Here is a 20,893-nt window from a genome sequence, read left to right on the forward strand (position 1 = left end):
GGAGGCGGCGGTGGAATTCGATGCGATCGTGGTCGGCGCGGGCCAGGCGGGCCCGGCGCTGGCCTTCCGGCTCGCGGCCTCCGGCCGGCGCGTGGCGATGATCGAACGCGGGCCGGCGGGCGGCACCTGCGTCAATACCGGCTGCACCCCGACCAAGACGCTGGTCGCCAGCGCCCGCGTCGCGCACCTGGCGCGGCGCGCCGCCGACTTCGGGGTGACGCTGCCGGGCGAGGTCGGGATCGACTGGCCGAAGGTCCGGGCGCGGATGGAGGCGGTGGTCGCCCGCTCGCGCGACGGCCTCACCAAGTCCCTCGGCAGCACGGAGGGTATCACCTTCATCCGCGGCCATGCCCGCTTCACCGCGCCGCACGAGATGGAGGTGAACGGGGAGCGGCATGCGGCGCCCTGGATCTTCCTCGATGTCGGCGCGCATGCGGTGGCGCCGCCGGTCCCCGGTCTCGAGACGGTGCCCTGGCTCGACAATGCCAGGCTGCTGCAGATCGAGGCCGTGCCGCGCCACCTGGCGATCCTCGGCGGTAGCTATATCGGGCTGGAATTCGCCCAGGTCTTCCGCCGCTTCGGCGCCGAGGTCACGATCATCGAGACCTCGCCGCGGCTGATCGCGCGGGAGGACCCGGAGATCTCGGAGGCCATCCACGACATGCTGGCGGCGGAGGGGATCGTCTCCCATCTCGGCGCCAGGGTCGCCGCCGTGGCGCGGGACGGGGAGGGCGTGCTGCTGCGGCTGGAGGGCGGGCCGGAGATCCGCGCCTCCCATCTCCTCGTCGCCGCGGGGCGGCGGCCGAACACGGACGACCTCGGCCTCGAGGCGGCGGGGATCGCGCGCGATGCGCGCGGCGCCATCCTGGTGGACGATGCGCTGCGGACCGATGTGCCGGGCGTCTGGGCGCTCGGCGAGTGCAACGGCCGCGGCGCCTTCACCCATACCACCTGGAACGACTACGAGATCGTCGCCGCCAACCTGCTCGATGGCGAGCAGCGCCGGGTGACGGACCGGCTCCCTTGCTACGCCCTCTTCACCGACCCGCCGCTCGGCCGCGTCGGCATGACGGAGGCCGAGGCGCGCCAGGCCGGGCACCGGCTGCTGGTCGGCCGGCGGCCGATGACGCGGGTGAACCGCGCGGTGGAGAAGGGCGAGACCACCGGCCTGATGAAGGCGGTGGTCGATGCCGACAGCCACCGGATCCTCGGCGCCGCCATCCTCGGCACCGATGGCGACGAGGCGGTGCACGGCATGCTCGACCTGATGCAGGCAGGGGTGCCCTACACCACGCTGCAGCGCACGGTGCATATCCATCCGACCGTGTCGGAACTGATCCCGACCATGCTGGGCGAGTTGCAGCCGGGCTGAGGGGCCGGCCTGCTGCTTGACAGGGGCGGCGGCCGTTCCCCAGGCTGCCGCCCTGGCCGGCCGCCAGAGCCGGCGCGACGGAGGATACCCCATGCCCGCCCGCTTCCCCGGTTTCGAGCCCCGCGGCGTGATCCCGGCGGTGCTGCTGCCCTTCCAGGCCGATCTCTCGATCGACGAGGCCGCCTACCGTGCGCATGTCGCCGACGTCGCGGCGGTGCGGGGCGTGACGGCCATCACCACCAATGCGCATGCCTCCGAGGTCGCCTCCTGCGACCCGGAGGAGCAGGACCGCGTGCTCGCGCTCACGCTCGAGACGGTGGGCGACCGCCTGCCGGTGGTGAACGGCGTCTACGCCGACGGCACGCTGCAGGCGGCGCGGATCGCGAAGCGCGCCGCGGCGGACGGCGCCTCCGCCCTGCTGGTCTTCCCGCCGCAGGTGCTCGCGCGCGGCAATGCGGCGCGGCCGGACTGCCTCGCCGACCATATCCGCCACATCGCGGCGGCGACCGACCTGCCGCTGATCGTCTTCCAGTACCCGGCGGTGACGGGGCTGACCTATCCGCTGGAGACACTGGTGCGGCTGGCCGAGGAGGTCCCGAGCTTCCGCGCCATCAAGGACTGGTGCAACGACCCGGCGCTGGCCGAGCGGCACATCCAGGTGCTGCAGGGCCTGCCGCGGCCGGTCAATGTGCTGTCCACCCACAGCGCTTGGCTGTTCCCGTCCCTGGTCACCGGTGCGGCCGGGCTGCTCTCCGGCTCCGGCAGCGTCATCGCCGATCTCCAGGCGCGGCTCTTCGACGCGGTGCAGGCGGGCGACATGGCGGCGGCGCAGGCGATCAACGCCCGCATCCGCCCGACCGCGCAGGCCTTCTATGCCGAGCCCTTCTTCGACATGCACAACCGCATGAAGGAGGCGCTGGTGTTGCTGGGCAAGCTGCCGCGCGCCGTGGTGCGGCCGCCGCTCAAGAAGCTCGAGCCGGCGGAGATCCGGCGGATCGAGTCGGCGTTGGTCGAGGCCGGGCTGCTGGAACGCGCGCGGCTGGCGGCGGAGTGACGGCGCCCGCTCAGAAGGCCGCGTGCAGCCTGAGCGCCACGATCGGCACCGGCCCGCGATCCGTGTTGTAGGCCGGGTTCACCACGAGCTGGGCGTCCAGCGCCAGGTTGAGGCCGGGCGCCAGCCGCGCGTCGTAATAGGTCTCGAAGGTGGTCTCCGGCGCGTAGTTCAGCCGCCCGTCGCCGGTGATGAAGCCGATGCCGCCGGCCTCGAGGAAGCGGCGGTGCGGGCTGGAAAGGCCGCCGAGGTTGAAGGCGAGGCCAACCGTATCGCCCGGCCGCTCCCAGCGCTGGCCGGTGAGGGACAGGCCGCCCGAGACCGACCAGTCCATCTCGGTGAACATCCAGTTCTGCGCCCGGCCGTCGTTCCAGCCGAGGCGCGCGAAGGCGCCGAGCTCGCGGGTCAATTCCTGTTCGAGGTTCAGCGCGAGCATCTGCTTGGTGCGGGAGGCGCGCAGCCGCTCGGTATCCTCGTCGCCGGCCAGGATCGCGCCCGTCAGCGCATCCCAGCGCGCGGAGCGGGTACGCGAGAGGCCGCCGAGCACGCGCAGCATCCCCGGCCGCTCGCCAGCCGTCCAGGCGCGCTCGACCTGGGCGAGGATCTGCCATCCCTTCAGCCAGCGCGGCTCGAGGTCCAGCGAATTGGCCTCGCGCGCTACCCGGAAGGCGCCGGTGCGGATCGCCCAGGTGCCGTTCTCCCATTCCGCCACCAGGCCGTCGGTGAAGCCGCGCGCGTCGGCGGCGAAGTCGAAGGCGCCGGCGCCGACCTGGCCCCAGCCCATGAATTGCGTCCGCGCGTCATGCGCATAGCGGTTGTCGTCGAAGAAGTCCCAGACCGAGACGCGGCCGGCGGTCAGGGTGATGCGCTCGCGCGCGAGCGGCCCGGTGAAGCGCATCGGGTCCGGGTCGGTGCCGAGGACCGTGTCGCCGGAGAGGTCGATGGTCTGCCGCACGAAGAGGCGCGAGAGCCAGACCGAGGGGTCGCGCGTGCCGAGGCGGAAGGCCTCGCCGTTCGGGAAATTGGCGACGCCGACCGAGTTCGACAGGCCGAAGCCGCGGGTGAGGGAGGGCACCGCGACGATCTCGGCATTGTCCCAAAGGCGGCGGCCGAGGACGATGTCGATGGATTGCGTGTTCCGCGTCTCGTCCTTCGGGCTGAGGCTTGCCGGGCCGCGATAGGGCGAGCGGAAGGAGGGATGCGCCTGGACGATGCCTGTGAACTGGCCGCGCAGGAACCAGCCCTGCTGCTCCAGTCGGGCGAGCCAGTCCTCGCCGCCCGCGATCAGCGCGTCGATGTTCGGCTGGTAGATCGGGCCGGCGGTGCCGCGCTGGGCCTGGGCGCCGGGCGCGGCCAGCAAGGCGGCCAGCGCCATCCCGCAGAGGGCCGCAACCCGCCCCCGGAACAGACTCATCCACTCGACCCCTCGACCCCGGCGCCTGTTACGGCGCGGTGGCCGGGCAGGGCAACCGCCCCGGGCGGTCCGTCACCGAAGCGTCACGCAACACCGGGCATGCTGCCCCCCTGGAATGCCGCCCGCCGGCGCCGCGTGCCGACCAGCATCGGCCGGTGCGGCGCGGCGACCGCCGCGGCCGTGTCACGCCATCACGGCATTTGACCGGCGCCTCGCCGTCCCCGATCCTTGGGGCCTTCCGGGAGGACCCATCATGGCCGATCGCCCCTTCACCCGCGCGGACCTGGACCTGCTGCGGCGCTGGGACACGCCCACCATCTGCAATGCGCTGGAACTGGTGGTGCCGGCCCGGCGCGGCCGCGGCTTCACCCTGCAGCCCTTCGTCTGCGCCGACCCGTCGCTGCCGCCGATCTGCGGCCTCGCCCGGACCGGGCAGATCCGCGCCGCCGCCCCCTCCGGCCGCAGCAAGGAGCAGGACCGCGCCGCCCGGATCGGCTGGTACGAATACGTGGCGGATGCCGACCTGCCGACCATCGTGGTGATCGAGGACCTCGACGAGACCCCGGGCTTCGGCGCCTTCTGGGGCGAGGTGAACAGCAACGTCCACAAGGGCCTCGGCTGCCTCGGCTGCGTGACCAGCGGGTCCTTCCGCGACCTCGACATGCTGGCGCCGGGCTTCCAGATCATCGGCGGCATGATCAACCCCAGCCATGCGCATGTGCACATGGTCGATTTCGGCCGCGACGTGATCGTGCACGGCATGCCGGTGATGCATGACGACGTGGTGCATGCCGACCGGCACGGCGCGGTGGTGATCCCGGCCGAGGCGGTGAAGGCGCTGCCGGCGGCCATCGACCTCTGCGCCCGGCGCGAGGCGGTGATCCTCGACATGGCCAAGCGCGACGACTTCGACATCCACAAGCTGAAGGACGCGCTGTCCAAGGCGGACGAGATCCACTGAGGACGAGATCCGCTGAGGACGAGATCCGCTGAGGACCTGGCCGCGAGGGCGGCGTTGCTGCCGGCCGCGGCCGCCTTCCTGGAACGTCGCTGCGGCGATGCCCGGCGCGTCGAGGCGCCGGATGCGCGCATCCCGGGCTGGCCGGCCCGTCCGGCCTGCGGTTGAGCAAGGGGGAGCATGACGGAGGAGAGCACGGCCCTGCCGCCGCCACTGGCGGTGGTCCGCCCCGATTGGGTGGACAACAACGGCCACATGAACATGGGCTTCTATATGGTCGTGTTCGACATCGCGACCGACCAGCTCTGGCCCGAGCTTGGCCTGGGCGCGCCCTTCCGTGCCCGCAACCTTGGCACCTTCGCCGCCGAGGCCTGGGTGAACTATGTGCGGGAGGTGACGGAGGGCATGCCGCTGGCCTGCACCAACGAGGTGCTGGCCTATGACGGCAAGCGGCTGCTCGCGGTGCACCGCATGCACCACGCGACCGAGGGCTGGCTCGCCGCCGAGAACGAGGTTCTCTATCTCTGCGTCGATCTCGGCGTCCGGCGCGTCACCACCTGGCCGGAGGATGTGCTGGCACGCTTTGCCGCCCGCGCCACCGGGCGGCCGGCGAAGCGGCTGGCGCTGAAGCGGCGGGACTGACACCGGCCTGCAGAAGTTGTGACTTCTGCAGGCCGGTATCGCGCGCAGGGTTGGTGTGGCGGCTGCGCGCCAATCATAAAGCCATACCGGTCAGCATTTATGCTGGCCGGTATGAGGGGGCGGTGACCCCGGGCTCGCGGCACCGCCGCGAAGGGCCCGGCGGGTCGGCCAGGCCAGTGCCGGGTCCGGCCCATCCGGCATTCCGGGCGCAGTCCGGCGCCTCACGCCCGATGCTCCGGCCGGCGCTGAAACTCGCGCCTCGCCACCCCGCCGCGCCGGCCGGTCAATACCCTGGTCACGATACCACTGGCTATTTGCCGGCGGCGGGGTTGCGGCCGCGCAGCGACGGCGGAGCCGGGCAGGCCATGGTGAGCATCAGTGCCTTGCGGCGGAGATTGCTGCGGTGTCCCCCGGTCGCAGTCGCCGAGCCTCCCGCCGGCCCGACGGTGACCGATGTTGTGATCATGCCGGATCGTATCTGTAACACAGTTCGCAGTCGCGTGAGAGCGCGTGCTTCGGTTTGAAATGCCTGGCTCCGCCGCCCAGAGTCCGATCCGGGCGGCCGGTCCCCCCCAATGAGGCCGTCCTGGACAGAATGACCTGCGACCTCGACATCTGCGCCCGGATCACCTGCCCGGATTGTGGCGCCACGGGCACCGGCTTCTGGCGGCGCGACGCGTTGCGTGGCCAGGGTCGGGAACTGCTTGGCCTGACGCGCGGCTTCGCGCGCCGGCCGGGCGACCACCGGCCGGATCCTGCCGTGATCTGCGTGCGGTGCGGCGCGACGGCGCGTGAGGGTCCCTTCGAGCCGGAGCGCGTGGAAGCCGGCGACACCCAGGGCGGCGGCGTGGCCTGAGCCGGCCCCCTGCGGCCGTCGCTCGGAGACGCCCGCTCAGACCTCGCCGATCTGCCGCCGCAGCGCCTCGACATCCTCCCTGCGCGGATGCGCCGTGCCCTCGCGCATGACCGCGGCCGCGCCGCAGGCCATGCCCCAGGCGAAGGCCTCGCGCGGGCTCTCGCCCTCGGCCAGCTTCAGCACCATGGCGGCGAGGAAGCTGTCGCCGGCGCCGACCGCGCCATGCACCGGCACGTCGAGCGCGCGCAGCCGCAGGATGCCCTCCGGCTCGGCCAGCAACGCGCCTTCCTGGCCCAGCGAGACGGCGACCAGTTCCGCGGCGCCGCTGCGCACCACCTCCAGCGCCGCCTCATTCAGCGCCCGCGGCGTGCCGAGGCGGCGGCCGAGCATGGTCTCGAACTCGCCGCGGCTCGGCTTGATCAGCGCGAGCCGGTGGCCGAGCGCGGCCTGCAAGGGCGGGCCGGAGGTGTCCAGCACGAAGCGCCGCCCCTGCCGCGCCGCCTGGTCGGCGGCGAGCGCGTAGACATCGTCCGGCACGCCGCGCGGCAGGCTGCCGCTGGCGATCACCCAGTCCGCGCGCTCGGCCTCGACCACCCGCAGCGCCTCGCGCCACTCGGCCTCGGCGACCAGCGGGCCCTCGGGGACGAAGCGGAACTCGTTCTTGGTGGAGAGGTCGTCGACCGTCAGGCTCATGCGGGTGCGGCCGGCGATCGGGATGCTGTGCCGCGGCACGCCCTGGGCATCCATCAATTCCTCGAGCAGCGCGCCGGCAAGCCCGCCGGCCAGGATCACCGCCAGCGTGTCGCCGCCGAGCGTGTGCAGCACGCGGGAGACATTGACCCCGCCGCCGCCCGGATCGAAGTGCTCGTTCCGCGTGCGGGTCTTGCGGGTGGCGCGGACCTGGTCGGCCTCGGCCGCGATGTCCACGGTGGGATTGAGCGTGAGCGTGACGATCCGGGGGGCCATGCGTGGCGAAGCTAGCGGCGCGGCTTCGCGGCGCACAATGGAAAAGGGGCGGCGGGTGCCTCTGGCGCCGCAGGCAAGCTCAATCGTCGCCGTGCTTCGTCACCCGCATCCCGACCGCGAGGCGCATGACGGCGCAGGAGGCGAGGCGCGCCCGTGGCCCCTCCGCCCGGCTGGTCAGCGCGATCGGCACGCGCGCGCCGACCACGATGCCGGCGCTCTCGGCCCCGGCCAGGTACTGCAACTGCTTCGCCAGCATGTTGCCCGCGGTCAGGTCCGGCACCAGCAGGATGTCCGGGTCGCCGGCGACCGGGCTCTCCAGGTGCTTGGACCGCGCCGCCTCCAGGCTGATGGCATTGTCGAAGGCGAGCGGCCCGTCGACGATCCCACCCTCGATCTGGCCGCGATCGGCCATCTTCGACAGCGCGGCGGCATCGACGGTCGCCGGCTGCTTCGGCGTCACCACCTCGACCGCCGCCAGCACCGCGAGCTTCGGCCGGGCGATGCCGAGCGCGTGGCAGAGGTCGATGGCGTTGCGCGCGATATCGGCCTTGGTCTCGAGGTCCGGCTCGATGTTTATGGCGGCATCGGTGACGACCAGCGGCTTGTGGTAGCGCGGTACGTCGAGGATGAAGCAGTGGCTGATGCGGCGCTCGGTGCGCAGCCCGGCCTCGCGCGCCACCACGGCCGCCATCAGCTCGTCGGTGTGCAGGCTGCCCTTCAGCAGGGCGCCGGCGCGGCCCTCCCGCACCAGGGCGACGGCGCGCTCGGCGGCGGCATGGCTGTGCGGCACGTCCTCGATCGTGGCGGCCGAGAGGTCGATGCCGGCCTGCTCCGCCGCGGCGCGGATGCGGGCGGCGGGGCCGACCAGGATGGGCCGGATCAGCCCATGCGCCGCCGCCTCCATGGCGCCCTCGAGCGCGGCGGCATCCACCGGATGCACCACCGCGCAGGGCAGGGCGGGGCCGGTGGCGGCATGGCGGACGAGCCGGTCCAGCTTGTCCGCCGCGTCCTCTTGCGCTGCATCATGCATGCGCCATGGGTAGCGCGGGACGGGGCCGGCGCGCCAGGGCCGCCGTCCCGCCCTTCGGCGTCAGGCCCGGCGGATGCCGTAGAACAGCGCCACGCCCTGCAGCATGCCCTCGAGGTCCGAGCGCAGCGCCGTCGGCGAGAAGAACTGCCCGAGCGGGACATAGGGTACCTCCTCGAAGGCCACCCGCTGCATCTCCCGCCCGATCCGGGCCTGCGCCGCCTCATCCGCCGCGTCGAACCAGGCGTTGCGCAACTCCTCCAGCTTCGGGATGGTCGGCCAGCCGAAGATGGCGCCGCGGCCATGGCCGCGGATCAGGTTGTTCGCCGCCGGGTTCACCTGCGCGCTGCCGGCGGTCCAGCTCACCATCATGTTCCAGCCGCCCTGGGCCGGCGGGTCCTGCTTCAGGATGCGCTGCGTCACCGTGCCCCAGTCGGTGGCGACATAGTCGAGGTTCACGCCGGCGCGGCGCAGCATGTCGCCGCAGACCTCGCTCATGGCGTTGATGACCGGGAAGTCCGTCGCGGCCAGGAGGTTCACCCGCTCGCCCTTGTAGCCCGCCTCGGCCAGCGCCCGCTGCGTCGCCGCGCTGTCGAGCGGGGTGCGGAAGGCATCCAGCCCCTCCTCGCTCGCCATCACCGAGCCCGGGGCGAAGAAGCCGTAGGGCACGTGCCAGTACTTGCGGTCGTCGCCCGCGGCCGCCGTCATCGCATCCACCTGGCTGGTCCCGCGCAGGATGGCCCGGCGGATGACCGGGTTGTCGAAGGGAGGGTGCAGGCAGTTGAAGCGCAGGAAGCCGATGGAGCCGTTGGGATCGAGGATGTCCACCTTGATCCCGCGCGTCCGCTGCAGCGGACGCACCAGGTCGATCGCGGGCAGTTCCCACCAGTCCACCTCGCCGCGCTGCAGCGCCGCGCTGGCGGTCGCGCCGTCCGGGATGGTCAGCCATTCCACCCGGTCGAAATGCACCGCCTTGCCGCCGGCGAGGTAGCTCGGCGCCTCCTCCCGCGGGCGGTAGTCGGGGTTGCGCTCATAGACGTTGCGGCTGCCCGGCACGCGCTCATTCGCCACATAGCGGAAGGGGCCGCTGCCGATGATCTCCGGCACGGGCTGGGAGGAGGGCAGGCTCGCATGCCGCTCCGGCATGATGGCGCAGAGATGCGTGCCGACCTTGGCCAGCGCGTCCGGCAGCAGCGGGAAGGGCTTCTTCAGCCGGAAGACGATGCGGCGGTCGTCGGCGGCGGAGAGGTCCTCCGTCGCGGCCCAGAGCGCCTGGCCGAAGGCGTCGCGCGTCGCCCAGCGCCGGATGCTGGCGACGCAGTCCCGCGCGCGCACCGGCTCGCCATCATGGAATTTCAGCCCCTCGCGCAGGGTGATGGTGGCGCGCTTCCCCTCGTCCTCCACCAGCGGCATGCCGTCCGCCATCTGCGGCCGCGGCTTCAGCGCGGCATCCCAGCCGTAGAGCGTGTCGTAGACCATCAGCGCGTGGTTGCGCGTGACGAAGGCGACGGAGTGGATGGGGTCGAGCAGCGCCAGGTCGGCCTGCGGCACGAAGCGCAGGACGCGCCGCCCGGCCGCCCCCTGCGCCGCGGCGAGGCGCGGCGCGGCCATCGTGGCCCCCAGGGACGCGAGGAGACTGCGTCGGCGCATGGCCCATCCCTTCCGGCAAGGTGGAGCGCCGATGCTGCGGGTCGCTGCGCCAGCGGGTCAAGCCGCCGGATCGGATGCGCCCTGGGCCCGCAGACCGGAACTGCCCGGCGAATCATCATTGCGCGGCGGCGTGGGTCGAGAAACCGGCAGAGCCCTGCCGCGAGGCTTACGCGTCGCTCTCCTGCGCCCCGGCATCCAGCGCCTCGTCGGCGCTGACCTGCAGGCTGCCGGTCAGCCGCAGCCCGGCCTTGCCGCGGCGGCGGCCCGTGACCGCGAAGCGTGCCCCGAAGCGCGCCTTGAGCGCGGCGGCCGCCGCCTCGACCGCGGCGGCGTCGCCGGCCTCGAGCACGAGGCGCACGCCGCGCGTGCCGCCGAGGGGCAGGGTGGCCGCGCGGGCGGGCTGGGCGCCCTCTGGCGGCAGCAGGGTGAGGGGCGGTGGGGAGGGCCGGCGGCGGGGCATGGGATGCCGCTCTGTGAGCGCGGCATGGCCCGGCACGCAAGTCCCCGGTGCCGCAGTGCGGCCGTCCGAGGGTTTTCCCCAGGTCTCGGGACAAGCCTGGGGACAGGCTGTGAGGATCGCCCCGCAAGCCCTTGTTCCGGGCCCGGGTTGCCGAGGCGTTCTCCGCCGCCTCGGACCGACGCCGCAGCAGGGATGGACTGTGGCCGGCAGGACACGATCGCCGGGCGCCAAAGCCATGGCGGAGCCGCGGAAATGCCGATGAAAGCTGGCGCCGCGCCGCTGGGGCGGCAGGGCCGCCGGGAAAAATCGACGGCGGCGGCGCTGGGCCGGCGACCGGGGCCTGTGCGCGTTACCCACAGCGCTTGGGGCAAGCCTGGGGGCAGTCGCGGGAATTCCTGTACAGTCTATTGACCAGGAAGGCTTTTCGACGGACGTTCCGGATACGTCAGGTTGCCGTCGGATGACGGATCGGCAGGCATCGCAAAACAGGCCCGTCCCGCCGGCACCGCCGCCTCGCAGGCTCCCGATGGCGCAGGCGAGGCGCGCCGGCCGGCATGGCCGCTGTGATCGGAGTGCAACACTGCCCGGGATGCAGGCGCAGTCACCCCGTCCGGCGCCGCCCGCGGAGTGGGGGCACCGGCCGGGGCGCCGCGGCGCCCGGGGGGCTCAGTCCCGGTAGTCGGGCTCCTTGCGGTCGAGGATCCGCTTCAGCGCGTCGAAATGCCACTCGGCATTGGACCGGCCGCCATAGGTCGGCGCCGTGCCGCGATAGGTGGCGATGGTGTGGTCCACCACCTCCTTCGGCAGCATCTTCAGGGGCCGGTTGGTCCACATGGCATAGAGCTGCACCTGCGCCACGCGCTCGGCGTAGTAGAGGCGGTCATAGGCCTCCGCGACCGTCTTCCCGACCGTGGCGATGCCGTGGTTCGCCATCATCAGCACGGTCTTGTCGCCGGTCACGCGTGCCAGCCGCTCGCCCTCCGCCGGGTCGAAGGCGGGACCCGTGTAGATGTCGTCATAGGCGGTGCGCATGGAGGTGCCGAGCTCGGTCTGGCCGATCGGCAGGATCTGCGGGTCCTCGAGGCGCGCAAGGGCGCTGGCATAGGGCATGTGGGTGTGGAACACCGCGGCCGCGTTCGGCAGCAGCCGGTGCATCGGCGCGTGGATGCAGTAGGCGCTGCGCTCGACATGCCCCTCGCCGGCCAGGAGCGTGCCGTCATAGCCCACCTCCATGAAGCAGGAGGCGGTGACCTCCGACCAGTGCAGGCCGAAGGGGATCTGGTAGTAGCGGTCGTCGGTGCCGGGGACGCGCAGGGTGAAGTGGTTGAAGATCCCCTCGTTGAAGCCGTGCCTGACAGCCAGGCGATGCGCGGCGGCGAGGTCGATGCGGGCCTGCCGCCGCTGGTCGGACAGCGACAGATCGGCGGCGGCATGGGTCTCGAGCGGCATGATGGACGTTCCCTTCTGCTGGGCCGCCCCGATGCTAGCAGCCGCAAGGCCCGTCGCGGCAAGATCCCGCCATCAGTCCAGCCGGGCGCCGGAGACCTCCACCAGCCGCCGCCAGCGCGGCGTCTCGGCCCGGATCCTGGTTGCCAGGGCCGCTGGGCTCTCGCTGGTCGCCACCGTGTAGCCCAGCGGCCGCAGCCGCTCGACGAAGGCGGGATCGGCCGCCACCTGGCCCAGCGCCGCGTGCAGCCTGGCCGCGACCGGCCCGGGCGTCCCGCCCGGGGCCATGACCGCGTTCCAGCTCTGGATGTCGAGGTCGCCGAGGCCGAGCGCGGCGAACTCGCTCATCCCCGGCACCTCCGGCAGGATCGGCAGCCGCTGCGCGCTGCTGACCGCGAGGGCACGGAAGGCCCCGCTCTCCACATGCGGCATCAGCGCGGGCATGACGTCGAACATCATGTCGATGGTGCCGGCCAGCAGGTCGTTGATGGCCGGCCCGCCGCCGCGATAGGGGATGTGGGTGATGCGCGCGCCGGTCGCGCGGTTCACCGCCTCGATCGTCAGGTGGCTGGTGGTGCCGGTGCCGGAGGAGCCCATGCGCACCTCCTCCGGATGCGCCCTCGACCAGGCGATCAGGGCCGGGAAATCCGTCCAGCCGCGCTTCGCCGCCGTCTGCGCGTTCACCACGCAGAGCACGGCGCCGGTCACGACCTGGCCGACCGGCGCGAGGTCCTTCTGCGGGTCGAAGGCCATGCTGCGGTAGAGGAAGGGCGCGGCGCAGAGGGTGGTGACGCCGATCACGCCGAGGGTGCTGCCGTCCGGCACGGCCTTCGCCACGGCATCCGCGCCGATATTGCCGCCGGCGCCGCCGCGGTTCTCCACCACCACGGGCTGGCCGAGCGCCGCCGGCAGCGCCTCGGCCAGCAGCCGGCCGAGGATGTCCACCGCGCCGCCGGGCGTGAAGGGGACGATCAGGCGGATCGGCCGCCCGCCGGCGAGGGGCTGGGCCCAGGGAGCGGTAACGTTGGCGGGCGCGGCCAGCAGCCCCGCGGCCCCGAGCAGGATGGAACGGCGTCCCGGCATGCGCGGCTTCCCGGTCATGGATGAGGGGAATGAGCATAGGCCGGCATGGGCGTCCTGCCTGCCGCCATGACGATGCCGGCGATCCCGGGACGGTGCCCGGCATGGCTTCCATGGTCCCGGAGCGACGCCCAGCGCTCAGCCGCGCCGCGCGCGGTCCACCCTCGGCAGATCCTTGACGTCGCTCCGGAAACACGGCCTCGGCCTGGGGTCGCCTGACGCCCCGGATCGCGGGGCGTCAGGCCCGCTTCAGCCGTTCGCGCGACTCCGCGATGACCCGCAGCGCGTCCGGCGTCAGGTCGTAAGTCGGCAGTTCCTCCGGCAACGCCCAGGCCACCGCCGCCACGTCGTCGCCCGGCCGTGCCTCGCCCGCGGTCCAGCGGCCGCAATAGTCGATGATGGTGTAGTGCCAGCGCACTGCGCCGGCCTCGTCATGGCTGATCGAGTCGAAGACTGCGGCCAGTTCGAGCCCGCCGACCTCGATCCCCGTTTCCTCGAATAATTCGCGCCGCGCCGCCGCCTCGGCCCGCTCGCCGACATGCTGCGCGCCGCCCGGGAGCGACCACATGCCCTCCCGCGGCGGCTTGCCGCGGCGGACCAGCAGCACGCGTTCCTCGCCCGGGGCGCCGTCGAAGGCGACCACGCCGATGCCGACCCAGGGGCGGTCCGGATACTCCCGGCTCATGGCTTCGGCGGCGCGGCGGCACCGGGCGGCGTCACCTCGTGTGGCTTCAGGTCCTCGGCCCGCGGCGCGAAGGCCTTCAGCTTCCAGACGCCGACCTGATAGGCCCAGCCCTGCCACCGCGCGTTCAGCCGCGCCGCCTCTTCCCCCGCGCCCTCGGCCCGCAGGCGGATCCAGACGTCGCCCGCCGCGACATTCGGCCAGACCGTGATGCGGAGGTCGTCGGTGAGCGCGACGCGCGTCTCGCCCACCGCCTCGCCGGGCACCTGGTCGGCCGGCTTCACGTCGAGGAAGGTCAGGTACTCGAAGGCCCGCGCCACCTCGTCCACCGAGGTCTCGTCGGGCTCGGGCCCGTCCGCCGGCACCTCGATGCGCAGCTTCGCCCCGGGCTCGGGCCGCGCCAGCACCAGCTCCGGCTCGCCGGTCCGCTGCACCTCCACGCGCTGCACGCGGTCCTGCGGCAGGTTGGCGATGTCGCGGTCGAGCCAGAGCTGCGGGTCGGCATCGACCGCGAGCCGTCCTTCCGCCAGCCAGGCCTGCGCCTCGGCGGGGCGGCGGACATAGATGCTCTCCGGCACCTCGCCCTGGGTGCGCACGCGCCGGCGGCCGAGCACCAGTTCCGCGATCGGCGCGCCGGCGCCGTCCAGCACGCGCAGCAGCAGCGCCGTGCTGCCGGGCCGCTTCGGGTCGTCCACGCCGAGGCGTTCATGCTGCCCGGGGTCGGCGGTGCGGGCCTCCACCAGGCGAAGCTCGGTCAGGCCGACCAGCATCTCCCGCACCTTCCCGGCGCGCACGGGATAGCCGCCCTTGTCCGGCAGCACCCAGGTCTCGCCCCTGCGCTGCAGCACCAGGCTGGCGTCGGGCTTCGTCACCTCGATCCGCTGGGCGTCCTGCAGCTTCGCGGCGAGGCCGGGGAAGGCGAGGCCGCCTTCCGTCATCGCCTGCTTCTCGACCGTCCGCGGCGTCAGCAGCAGGGCGGCGGCGACCGAGGCGGCGGCCGCGCCGCCCAGGATCACCAGGGTCCGGCGGTTCATGACGCGCCTCCCCTCAGGCCCGTGCCGCGGCGCGGCGGCGCTGCCGCACCACTGCGAGGCCGATGGCAAAGGCGGTCAGCAGCGCCGGCACCAGGGCGATGTTGACGATGCGCAGCACCGTCTCCAGCCCCTCGATGTCCCGCCGCAGGTCGAGCTGCACGGCGCGGAGCTGCCGGCGGGTGGCGATGATCTCCTCCCGCGCCCGGTCGATCTCGGCGCGCTGCTCCGGCGTGATGACGGCCTGGTTCTGGTTGCGCTCGGCGCCCGGCGCCGCGGGCGTCCCCTGGCGAAGCTCGCGCAGCCGCTTCTCCGTCTCCTCCAGCTTCTGCTGCAACTGCCGCTCGGTCTGGCGGTACTCGGCATCGGCATTGCGGCGGATGTCCTCGACCAGGTTGAAGGGGCGCAGGCTCTCGCCGCGGGAGCGCAGCGAGATCAGCGCATCCGACCCGGCCAGCGTATCGACCAGGTTCACCACCAGCGAGCCGTTGCCGCTGAAGGGCGTCGCCACCTGCTGGCCGAAGAAGTCCTGTACCCGGACCCAGAAGCGGTCCTCCAGGATGTCGCTGTCATTGGCGACGACGACATTGGCCACGCCCTGGCTGCGGGCGAGATGGGCGGGGAATCCCTCCGGCCGCTGCTGGCCCTCGGCCGGCGCGGGCGGGCCGTCCGGAAAGGCGGAGGCGAGCTCGCCGCGGAGGCGCGCCGCGATGACGTGGCGCGCATTGCCGCTGCGGAAATCGGCGAGGAGGCGGACCGGGTTCGGCTCCTGCCGCACCCGCGCGGCATCGACCACCATGCTCTCGGGCGAGGTCGTCAGCAGCGGCACGAAGTCGATCGTCGCGCCGTCCTTCTTGCGCAGCTCGCCGGCCGAGGCGACCGTCACCTGGTCGAGCTGCGCCAGCGAGACCTCGTCGCGGTTCAGGCTGTCGCCCTGCAGGTTGTACCAGGCGACGTAGTCCACCGCCTGCACCCGGTCGCCCGGGTTCGCCCGCACCCGCCAGGCGCCGCGCAGATCGAGAACCACCTTCTCCGACGGCGCCTCGACGCCCCAGGCATTCAGCAGCCGGTCGAGCGAGGAGGCGGTATTGGCCGGCGGCTGGCCGGTCGGGCCCGGCCGGCTCGCCTGGCTCTCGCTGTGCGGGTCGACCAGCACGAAGAGCTTGCCGCCGCGCATGACGAACTGGTCGATGGCGTATTGCGCGGCCTCGCCGAGGCCCTGCGGATGCGCGACGACCAGCACCTGCACGTCGGGCTCGATCACCTGGGCGTCGAGCGGGATGTCCTTGACGGTGAAGAACTGCCGGAGCTGGGTCATGACGACCGCCGGCTGGCCGAGCGCCGGGTTGCGCATCATCATCGCCCGCGGATCGCCGTTCAGCGGCAGGGGCGACATGACGCCGAGGACCGGCCGCTGCGGGTTGGAGAGCTCGTAGACCAGCCGCGTCAGGTCGTATTCCAGGAACCGCTCGCGGTCCGGCTGGAAGAAGCCGATGGAGCGCTCGTCGTCCACCAAGTTGCTGCCGGCGAGGCCGAAATAGACCTGCTCCCCGGACTGGTCGACCGGCACGCCCTGGAGGCCGAGCGCCATGGCGCGGTCCTCGAGCTCGGAGAAGGGTTCGGGGTCGTAGACCTCGAGCTTCACCTTGCCGCCGGAGAGAGAGACGTATTCGCCCAGCATCTCCCGGATACGGTCGGCATAGGCGCCGTAGACCGGCACCGCGGCGCCGAGGCGGCGGGAGTAGAAGAGCCGCAGCGTGATCGGGTCCTTGAGGCCGGCCAGCGCCTGCCGCGTGCCGTCCGACAGCGTGTAGAGATGCTGCGCGGTCAGGTCGAGGCGGGCGCGCGGCAGCAGCCGGTCGGCCAGCATGTTCACGCCGACGGCCAGCACGGTCGCGAGCAGCAGGCCGATGGCCGAGGACCAGAGGCGCCGCGCCCCCGGGCGCGCGGTGCCGGGACGGGCGGCGGAAGAGGTCGTCGCGCTCATCGCTCAGTCAGCCTTCCGGTGGTCGAGCACCACCGCGTTCACGAACAGGAAGAAGCCGATGAAGGAGGCGAAGAAGACCAGGTCGCGGGCGCCGATGACGCCGCGGGTGAAGCCCATGAAGCGGTCGGAGACCGAGAGGGCGCGCGAGACATCAGCCAGCACCGGCAGGCGCTGGGTGAGGAACTCCGTCACGACCGGGCTGCCCGCGGCGGCGAAGAGGAAGCAGATGGCGACCGCGAGGACGAAGGCGACCACTTGGTTCTTGGTCAGCGCCGAGGCCGCGGCGCCGACCGCGAGATAGGCGCCTGCCACCAGCAGGCAGCCGACATAGCCCGCCAGGATGACGCCGTTGTCGGGCTCGCCCAGCACGTTCACGGTGATCCAGAGCGGGAAGGTGAGGGCCAGCGCGATGCCGCAGAAGGCCCAGGCGGCGAGGAACTTGCCGAGCACCGCCTGCCACTGCGCCAGCGGCAGCGTGAGCAGAAGCTCGATCGTGCCGAGTCGGCGCTCCTCTGCCCAGAGCCGCATGGTCAGCGCCGGCACGAGGAACAGGAAGAGCCAGGGGACGAAGGAGAAGAAGGGCTGCAGGTCCGCCTGCCCACGGTTGAAGAAATTGCCGAGCGTGAAGGTCAGCGCACCGGCGAGGACGAGGAAGATGACGATGAAGACATAGGCGACGGGCGTGGCGAAGTAGCCGGCCAGTTCCCGCCGGGCGACGGCCAGGGCAGGGCGCATCAGGCGGCCTCCTTCGCTGCGGCGGGCGCGGGTTCGCCGAGGGTGAGGCTGCGGAAGACATCCTCGAGGCTGCGGCCCTCGCGCTCCAGCACGGAGGGCGGGGCGTCCACCACCACGCGGCCGCGGGCGATGATGATGGCGCGGCTGCAGACGGCGCCGACTTCCTCGAGGATGTGGGTCGAGATGACGATCGCCTTCTGCGGCGCCATGCGGCGGATCAGTTCGCGGACCTCATGCTTCTGGTTGGGGTCGAGGCCGTCGGTCGGCTCGTCGAGGACCAGCACCGGCGGGTCGTGCAGCAGGGCCTGGGCCAGGCCGACGCGGCGCTTGAAGCCTTTCGACAATGTCTCGATGGGCTGCAGGCGGACGCCTTCGAGTTGCGTGAGGTGCATCGCCCCGGCGACGCGATCGTCCAGCTCCGACCCGCGGTAGCCGCGGATGCGGGCGGCAAAGGCGAGGAAGCCGGTGACCGTCATCTCGGGATAGGTCGGCGCGCCCTCCGGCAGGAAGCCGAGGTTGCGCTTGGCGGCGACCGGCCGGGCGACGACATCGGCGCCGCAGATGCGGGCGGTGCCGGTGGTCGGCGGCATGAAGCCGGCGAGCATGCGCATGGTGGTGGACTTGCCCGCGCCGTTCGGCCCGAGGAAGCCCAGCACCTCGCCCCGGTCCACCGTGAAGCTGACGTCGTCCACGGCGGTGAAGGCGCCGAAGCGCTTGGTCAGGTGGTCGATCTCGATCAGCGCGGCCAATGCCGGTCCCCCCGTGTCAACCTTCGCTGCGCCGGCAAGTGGTGCCCCAGGCTTGGTCGCCCGGGACGATCGCAGGCCGACGGCCGGCCGATGTACAAGCCTGACAGGGCTTTGCAAGGGGAGGCTCATGCGGCGGTTGCAGCCGCGTGACGTCGGGGCCAGATTCCGCGACGGAGGGCCCCATGGGCGACAGCAGCCTCTACGAGACCGATATCCTGGAATGGACCGAGCGGCAGGCCGCGGCGCTGCGGGCGCTCGCCGGCCGGCCGGACCTGCCCAACGCGCTCGACCTGCCGAACGTCATCGAGGAGATCGAGGCCTTGGGGCGGACGGAGCTGAAATCGGCCACCAGCCCGATCCGGCTGATCCTGCTGCACCTGTTGAAGATCGCCTTCGTGCCGGGCTCGCGGGACGAGGCGCATTGGCGGACGGAGATCGTCACCTGTCACGGCGACGTGCAGGACAACATGACGGCCTTCATGCACCAGCGGGTGGACATGGACGCGCTCTGGCGCCGGGCGCTGCGCGAGGCCGGTCCTGCCCTGCAGGAACAGGGTTCCGCGCTGCCCCGCGGCCTGCCCCTTTGCCCTGCAGGACGTCCTCGGCGAGGAATTCGACCTGGACGCCGCCATCGCGCGGCTCCGGGCGCTCGTTCCCTAACCCGCCCGCAGCGTCGCCATCGCCTCCGCCCGGCCGAACAACCGCAGCAGCACCTGCGCCGCCTGGCCGCGCGGCCCCTGCAGCAGCGGGTCCTTCTCCAGCAGAAGGGCGGCGTCGCGGTTGGCCATGATGATCAGCCCCTCCTGCGCCTCCGCCTCGGAAAGGCCGAGGCGGAAGACCGGCGCGCCGGACTGGCGCGTGCCCAGAAGGTCACCGCCTCCACGAATGTGAAAATCAGCATCTGCGATCAAAAATCCGTCTTCTGTGTCACGTAGTATTTCTAGCCGTTCTTTTGAAATTGGTCCCAAATCATCCTCATTATAGAGCAACATGCAGTAGCTTGGCTCGGTCCCGCGTCCCACACGGCCTCTAAGTTGGTGGAGAGGAGCCAAGCCGTACCTGTCAGCGTGCTCAATTACCATTACGGTAGCCTGAGGCACGTCAACACCGACTTCGATAACTGTGGTCGCAACTAGCAGGTTGGCTTCACCTGCCGCGAACTTACCGAGGCTGGCTTCACGAACGTCGGTAGGTTGCTGGCCGTGAGCAATTTCAACGGAGCTTCCAAATCGTTTTCGCAGTTCTTCATAACGATCGCATGCCGCAACATCATCATCTTCTTCTTTTCCAGTAATACTGCGGCAGACCCAATAAACTCTTGCTCCTTTGGTTATAGCCCGGCCTACCGCTTTTATTACTTCTTCTATTTTTTTTTGTTTGTGGACCGTCGTTTTAATGGCCTGCCGCCCGGCCGGCTTGCCCGACAGGCGGCTGACCGCCATCTCGCCCCACTGGGTCAGCAGCAGGGTGCGGGGGATCGGCGTCGCCGTCATGACCAGCATGTCGGCGGCATCGCCTTTCTCCGCCAGCATCAGCCGCTGCGCCACGCCGAAGCGGTGCTGCTCGTCCACGACCGCCAGGCCAAGGTCGCGGAACTGCACCCCCTCCTGGAACAGGGCATGGGTGCCGACCACGATGTTCACGGCACCGCTAGCGAGGCCGGTCAGCACCCGCTTGCGCTGCGCCCCCTTCACGCTGCCGGCCAGCAGCTCCACCCGTACCCCAGCCGGGGTGCAGAGCCGGTCCAGCGTGCGGATATGCTGCCGCGCCAGGATTTCCGTGGGTGCCATCAGCGCGGCCTGGGCGCCGGCCTCGACGGCGCGCAGCATGGCGAGCACCGCGACCAGCGTCTTGCCGCTGCCGACATCGCCCTGCAGCAGGCGCAGCATCCGGTGCGGCGCCGCGAGGTCGGCATCGATCTCCGAGAGGGCATGCGCCTGGGAGGGGGTCGGCGCATGCCCGAAGGCGGCCAACGCCTGGGCGCGGAGATGCCCGTCGCCGGCCAGAGGCCGCCCGGCGCGCTGCCGGACCCGCCGGCGGACCAGGGCGAGCGCAAGCTGCCCGGCCAGCGCCTCGTCATAGGCGAGCCGCGCGCGCACCGGCGGCTCGGGCGCCCGCTCCGGCTGCTGCACGGCCCGCAGCGCCGCGGCGAAGGGCGGCCAGCCCTCCCGCCGCAGCAGGGCGGCGTCCTGCCATTCCGGCAGGTCCGGCAGCCGCTCCAGCGCCGCCGCCATGGCCTTGGCCACCTGGGACAGCCGCAGGTCCTTCACCAGCGGCCAGATCGGCTCCAGTTCCGGGATGCCCTCCGGCCCGCTGGCCGAGAGGGGGTTGATCATCGACCAGATGCCGCCCTCGGTCTTCACCTTGCCGGCGAAGAGCCGCTCCGTCCCTTCCGGGAGCAGTTTCTGCAGCCAGCCCAGGTTGCCGTTGATGTAGCGGATCAGCAGGCGCCGGCCGGCCGCCTCGGTGCGGACCTCGACATAGGGGCGGCCGAGCTTCGAGCGGGCGGCCCGCAGCGAGACCACGAGGGCCGGCAGGATCACCTCGGCCTCGAGCGGCGCCTCGACCGGGCTCTCGATGCGGATGCGCTCGGCATAGCGCTCCGGCAGGTGGAAGAGCAGGTCGAGCACCCGCTCTCCGCCCACCGCCTCCCTCAGGCGCTTGGCGATCAGCGGCCCGACGCCCGGCAGCGACTCCAGGGGGGCAAGGAGGGGGTCGAGGCGCGGATCGGCCAGGCCCTGCCCAGGCACGCTCTGCTCGGTCACGCGCAACTTCCACCGCTGGTGC

The 20,893-nt window shown here is 72.1% G+C and carries 18 protein-coding genes and 1 pseudogene; 6 read left to right on the forward strand and 13 right to left on the reverse strand.

The window, feature by feature from the left end; all coding sequences use genetic code 11:
- Window positions 1–10: 10 nt before the first annotated feature.
- Window positions 11–1,372: an FAD-containing oxidoreductase gene (locus Q7A36_RS09625; protein ID WP_305103468.1), complete on the forward strand. Its 1,362-nt coding sequence runs from the start codon at window positions 11–13 to the stop codon at window positions 1,370–1,372.
- 91 nt (window positions 1,373–1,463) lie between these two features.
- Window positions 1,464–2,426, forward strand: a complete 963-nt coding sequence (locus Q7A36_RS09630) for a dihydrodipicolinate synthase family protein (protein ID WP_305103469.1) — start codon at window positions 1,464–1,466, stop codon at window positions 2,424–2,426.
- 10 nt (window positions 2,427–2,436) lie between these two features.
- Here Q7A36_RS09630 and Q7A36_RS09635 read toward each other — a convergent pair whose 3' ends face one another.
- Window positions 2,437–3,837: a carbohydrate porin gene (locus tag Q7A36_RS09635; RefSeq protein ID WP_305103470.1), complete on the reverse strand. Its 1,401-nt coding sequence runs from the start codon at window positions 3,835–3,837 to the stop codon at window positions 2,437–2,439.
- Window positions 3,838–4,090: 253 nt separating this feature from the next.
- On the opposite strand from Q7A36_RS09635, the gene Q7A36_RS09640 reads away from it, so the two are divergent.
- The 3 genes from Q7A36_RS09640 to Q7A36_RS09650 all read left to right on the forward strand — a co-directional run bounded on the left by Q7A36_RS09640 (window position 4,091) and on the right by Q7A36_RS09650 (window position 6,293).
- The gene (locus Q7A36_RS09640; RefSeq protein WP_305103471.1) at window positions 4,091–4,798 is read left to right on the forward strand and encodes an RraA family protein; all 708 of its coding nucleotides are present in this window, start codon (window positions 4,091–4,093) and stop codon (window positions 4,796–4,798) included.
- A gap of 177 nt (window positions 4,799–4,975) precedes the next feature.
- Window positions 4,976–5,437: a thioesterase family protein gene (locus Q7A36_RS09645; RefSeq protein WP_305103472.1), complete on the forward strand. Its 462-nt coding sequence runs from the start codon at window positions 4,976–4,978 to the stop codon at window positions 5,435–5,437.
- Between the two features lie 595 nt (window positions 5,438–6,032).
- Window positions 6,033–6,293 (forward strand): hypothetical protein, encoded by a 261-nt coding sequence (locus Q7A36_RS09650; protein WP_305103473.1) that lies wholly within the window; start codon window positions 6,033–6,035, stop codon window positions 6,291–6,293.
- Between the two features lie 36 nt (window positions 6,294–6,329).
- Here the strand turns inward: Q7A36_RS09650 and Q7A36_RS09655 are convergent, their stop codons facing one another.
- The 11 genes from Q7A36_RS09655 to Q7A36_RS09705 all read right to left on the reverse strand — a co-directional run bounded on the left by Q7A36_RS09655 (window position 6,330) and on the right by Q7A36_RS09705 (window position 18,106).
- Window positions 6,330–7,259, reverse strand: a complete 930-nt coding sequence (locus tag Q7A36_RS09655) for a 1-phosphofructokinase family hexose kinase (RefSeq protein ID WP_305103474.1) — start codon at window positions 7,257–7,259, stop codon at window positions 6,330–6,332.
- A 79-nt stretch (window positions 7,260–7,338) separates the two neighbouring features.
- Window positions 7,339–8,289 (reverse strand): bifunctional enoyl-CoA hydratase/phosphate acetyltransferase, encoded by a 951-nt coding sequence (locus Q7A36_RS09660; RefSeq protein ID WP_370655645.1) that lies wholly within the window; start codon window positions 8,287–8,289, stop codon window positions 7,339–7,341.
- 60 nt (window positions 8,290–8,349) lie between these two features.
- Window positions 8,350–9,936, reverse strand: a complete 1,587-nt coding sequence (locus Q7A36_RS09665; protein WP_305103475.1) for an ABC transporter substrate-binding protein — start codon at window positions 9,934–9,936, stop codon at window positions 8,350–8,352.
- Between the two features lie 166 nt (window positions 9,937–10,102).
- Window positions 10,103–10,396 (reverse strand): hypothetical protein, encoded by a 294-nt coding sequence (locus Q7A36_RS09670; protein WP_305103476.1) that lies wholly within the window; start codon window positions 10,394–10,396, stop codon window positions 10,103–10,105.
- Between the two features lie 666 nt (window positions 10,397–11,062).
- Window positions 11,063–11,845: a class II aldolase/adducin family protein gene (locus Q7A36_RS09675; RefSeq protein WP_305103477.1), complete on the reverse strand. Its 783-nt coding sequence runs from the start codon at window positions 11,843–11,845 to the stop codon at window positions 11,063–11,065.
- 72 nt (window positions 11,846–11,917) lie between these two features.
- Window positions 11,918–12,925: a Bug family tripartite tricarboxylate transporter substrate binding protein gene (locus tag Q7A36_RS09680; protein ID WP_305103478.1), complete on the reverse strand. Its 1,008-nt coding sequence runs from the start codon at window positions 12,923–12,925 to the stop codon at window positions 11,918–11,920.
- Window positions 12,926–13,160: 235 nt separating this feature from the next.
- The gene (locus Q7A36_RS09685; RefSeq protein ID WP_305103479.1) at window positions 13,161–13,607 is read right to left on the reverse strand and encodes an NUDIX hydrolase; all 447 of its coding nucleotides are present in this window, start codon (window positions 13,605–13,607) and stop codon (window positions 13,161–13,163) included.
- On the reverse strand, window positions 13,604–14,638 hold the full coding sequence (locus tag Q7A36_RS09690; RefSeq protein ID WP_305103480.1) for a DUF4340 domain-containing protein: 1,035 nt from the start codon (window positions 14,636–14,638) through the stop codon (window positions 13,604–13,606). The genes Q7A36_RS09685 and Q7A36_RS09690 overlap by 4 nt, the downstream gene beginning before the upstream one ends.
- A gap of 13 nt (window positions 14,639–14,651) precedes the next feature.
- Window positions 14,652–16,622, reverse strand: coding sequence for a GldG family protein (locus Q7A36_RS09695; protein ID WP_305103481.1), 1,971 nt, complete (start codon window positions 16,620–16,622; stop codon window positions 14,652–14,654).
- Between the two features lie 3 nt (window positions 16,623–16,625).
- A complete protein-coding gene (locus tag Q7A36_RS09700) occupies window positions 16,626–17,357 on the reverse strand; it encodes an ABC transporter permease (RefSeq protein ID WP_305103482.1) in 732 nt (243 codons plus the stop codon).
- Complete coding sequence (locus Q7A36_RS09705) at window positions 17,357–18,106, reverse strand: ABC transporter ATP-binding protein (protein ID WP_305103483.1); 750 nt, start codon at window positions 18,104–18,106, stop codon at window positions 17,357–17,359. Before Q7A36_RS09705 ends, Q7A36_RS09700 begins: the two co-directional genes overlap by 1 nt.
- Before the next feature lie 182 nt (window positions 18,107–18,288).
- Here Q7A36_RS09705 and Q7A36_RS41565 point away from each other — a divergent pair.
- A pseudogene (locus Q7A36_RS41565) lies at window positions 18,289–18,675 on the forward strand (DUF29 family protein); the annotation flags it as partial.
- An 87-nt stretch (window positions 18,676–18,762) separates the two neighbouring features.
- Here the strand turns inward: Q7A36_RS41565 and recG are convergent.
- The gene (gene recG / locus Q7A36_RS09710; protein WP_305103484.1) at window positions 18,763–20,871 is read right to left on the reverse strand and encodes an ATP-dependent DNA helicase RecG; all 2,109 of its coding nucleotides are present in this window, start codon (window positions 20,869–20,871) and stop codon (window positions 18,763–18,765) included.
- Between the last annotated feature and the right edge of the window lie 22 nt (window positions 20,872–20,893).

The sequence above is a fragment of the Paracraurococcus lichenis genome, from assembly GCF_030657435.1.
GTDB classification, from domain to species: Bacteria; Pseudomonadota; Alphaproteobacteria; order Acetobacterales; family Acetobacteraceae; genus Paracraurococcus; species Paracraurococcus lichenis.

Coding starts and splice junctions, on each gene's coding strand:
- Q7A36_RS09695 (WP_305103481.1), bottom strand. CDS start 16,622: ATGAGCGCGACGACCTCTTCCGCCGCCCGTCCCGGCACCGCGCGCCCG.
- Q7A36_RS09685 (WP_305103479.1), bottom strand. CDS start 13,607: ATGAGCCGGGAGTATCCGGACCGCCCCTGGGTCGGCATCGGCGTGGTC.
- Q7A36_RS09660 (WP_370655645.1), bottom strand. CDS start 8,289: ATGCATGATGCAGCGCAAGAGGACGCGGCGGACAAGCTGGACCGGCTC.
- Q7A36_RS09640 (WP_305103471.1), top strand. CDS start 4,091: ATGGCCGATCGCCCCTTCACCCGCGCGGACCTGGACCTGCTGCGGCGC.
- Q7A36_RS09670 (WP_305103476.1), bottom strand. CDS start 10,396: ATGCCCCGCCGCCGGCCCTCCCCACCGCCCCTCACCCTGCTGCCGCCA.
- Q7A36_RS09650 (WP_305103473.1), top strand. CDS start 6,033: ATGACCTGCGACCTCGACATCTGCGCCCGGATCACCTGCCCGGATTGT.
- Q7A36_RS09635 (WP_305103470.1), bottom strand. CDS start 3,837: ATGAGTCTGTTCCGGGGGCGGGTTGCGGCCCTCTGCGGGATGGCGCTG.
- Q7A36_RS09630 (WP_305103469.1), top strand. CDS start 1,464: ATGCCCGCCCGCTTCCCCGGTTTCGAGCCCCGCGGCGTGATCCCGGCG.
- Q7A36_RS09655 (WP_305103474.1), bottom strand. CDS start 7,259: ATGGCCCCCCGGATCGTCACGCTCACGCTCAATCCCACCGTGGACATC.
- Q7A36_RS09700 (WP_305103482.1), bottom strand. CDS start 17,357: ATGCGCCCTGCCCTGGCCGTCGCCCGGCGGGAACTGGCCGGCTACTTC.
- Q7A36_RS09675 (WP_305103477.1), bottom strand. CDS start 11,845: ATGCCGCTCGAGACCCATGCCGCCGCCGATCTGTCGCTGTCCGACCAG.
- Q7A36_RS09665 (WP_305103475.1), bottom strand. CDS start 9,936: ATGCGCCGACGCAGTCTCCTCGCGTCCCTGGGGGCCACGATGGCCGCG.
- Q7A36_RS09645 (WP_305103472.1), top strand. CDS start 4,976: ATGACGGAGGAGAGCACGGCCCTGCCGCCGCCACTGGCGGTGGTCCGC.
- Q7A36_RS09680 (WP_305103478.1), bottom strand. CDS start 12,925: ATGCCGGGACGCCGTTCCATCCTGCTCGGGGCCGCGGGGCTGCTGGCC.
- Q7A36_RS09690 (WP_305103480.1), bottom strand. CDS start 14,638: ATGAACCGCCGGACCCTGGTGATCCTGGGCGGCGCGGCCGCCGCCTCG.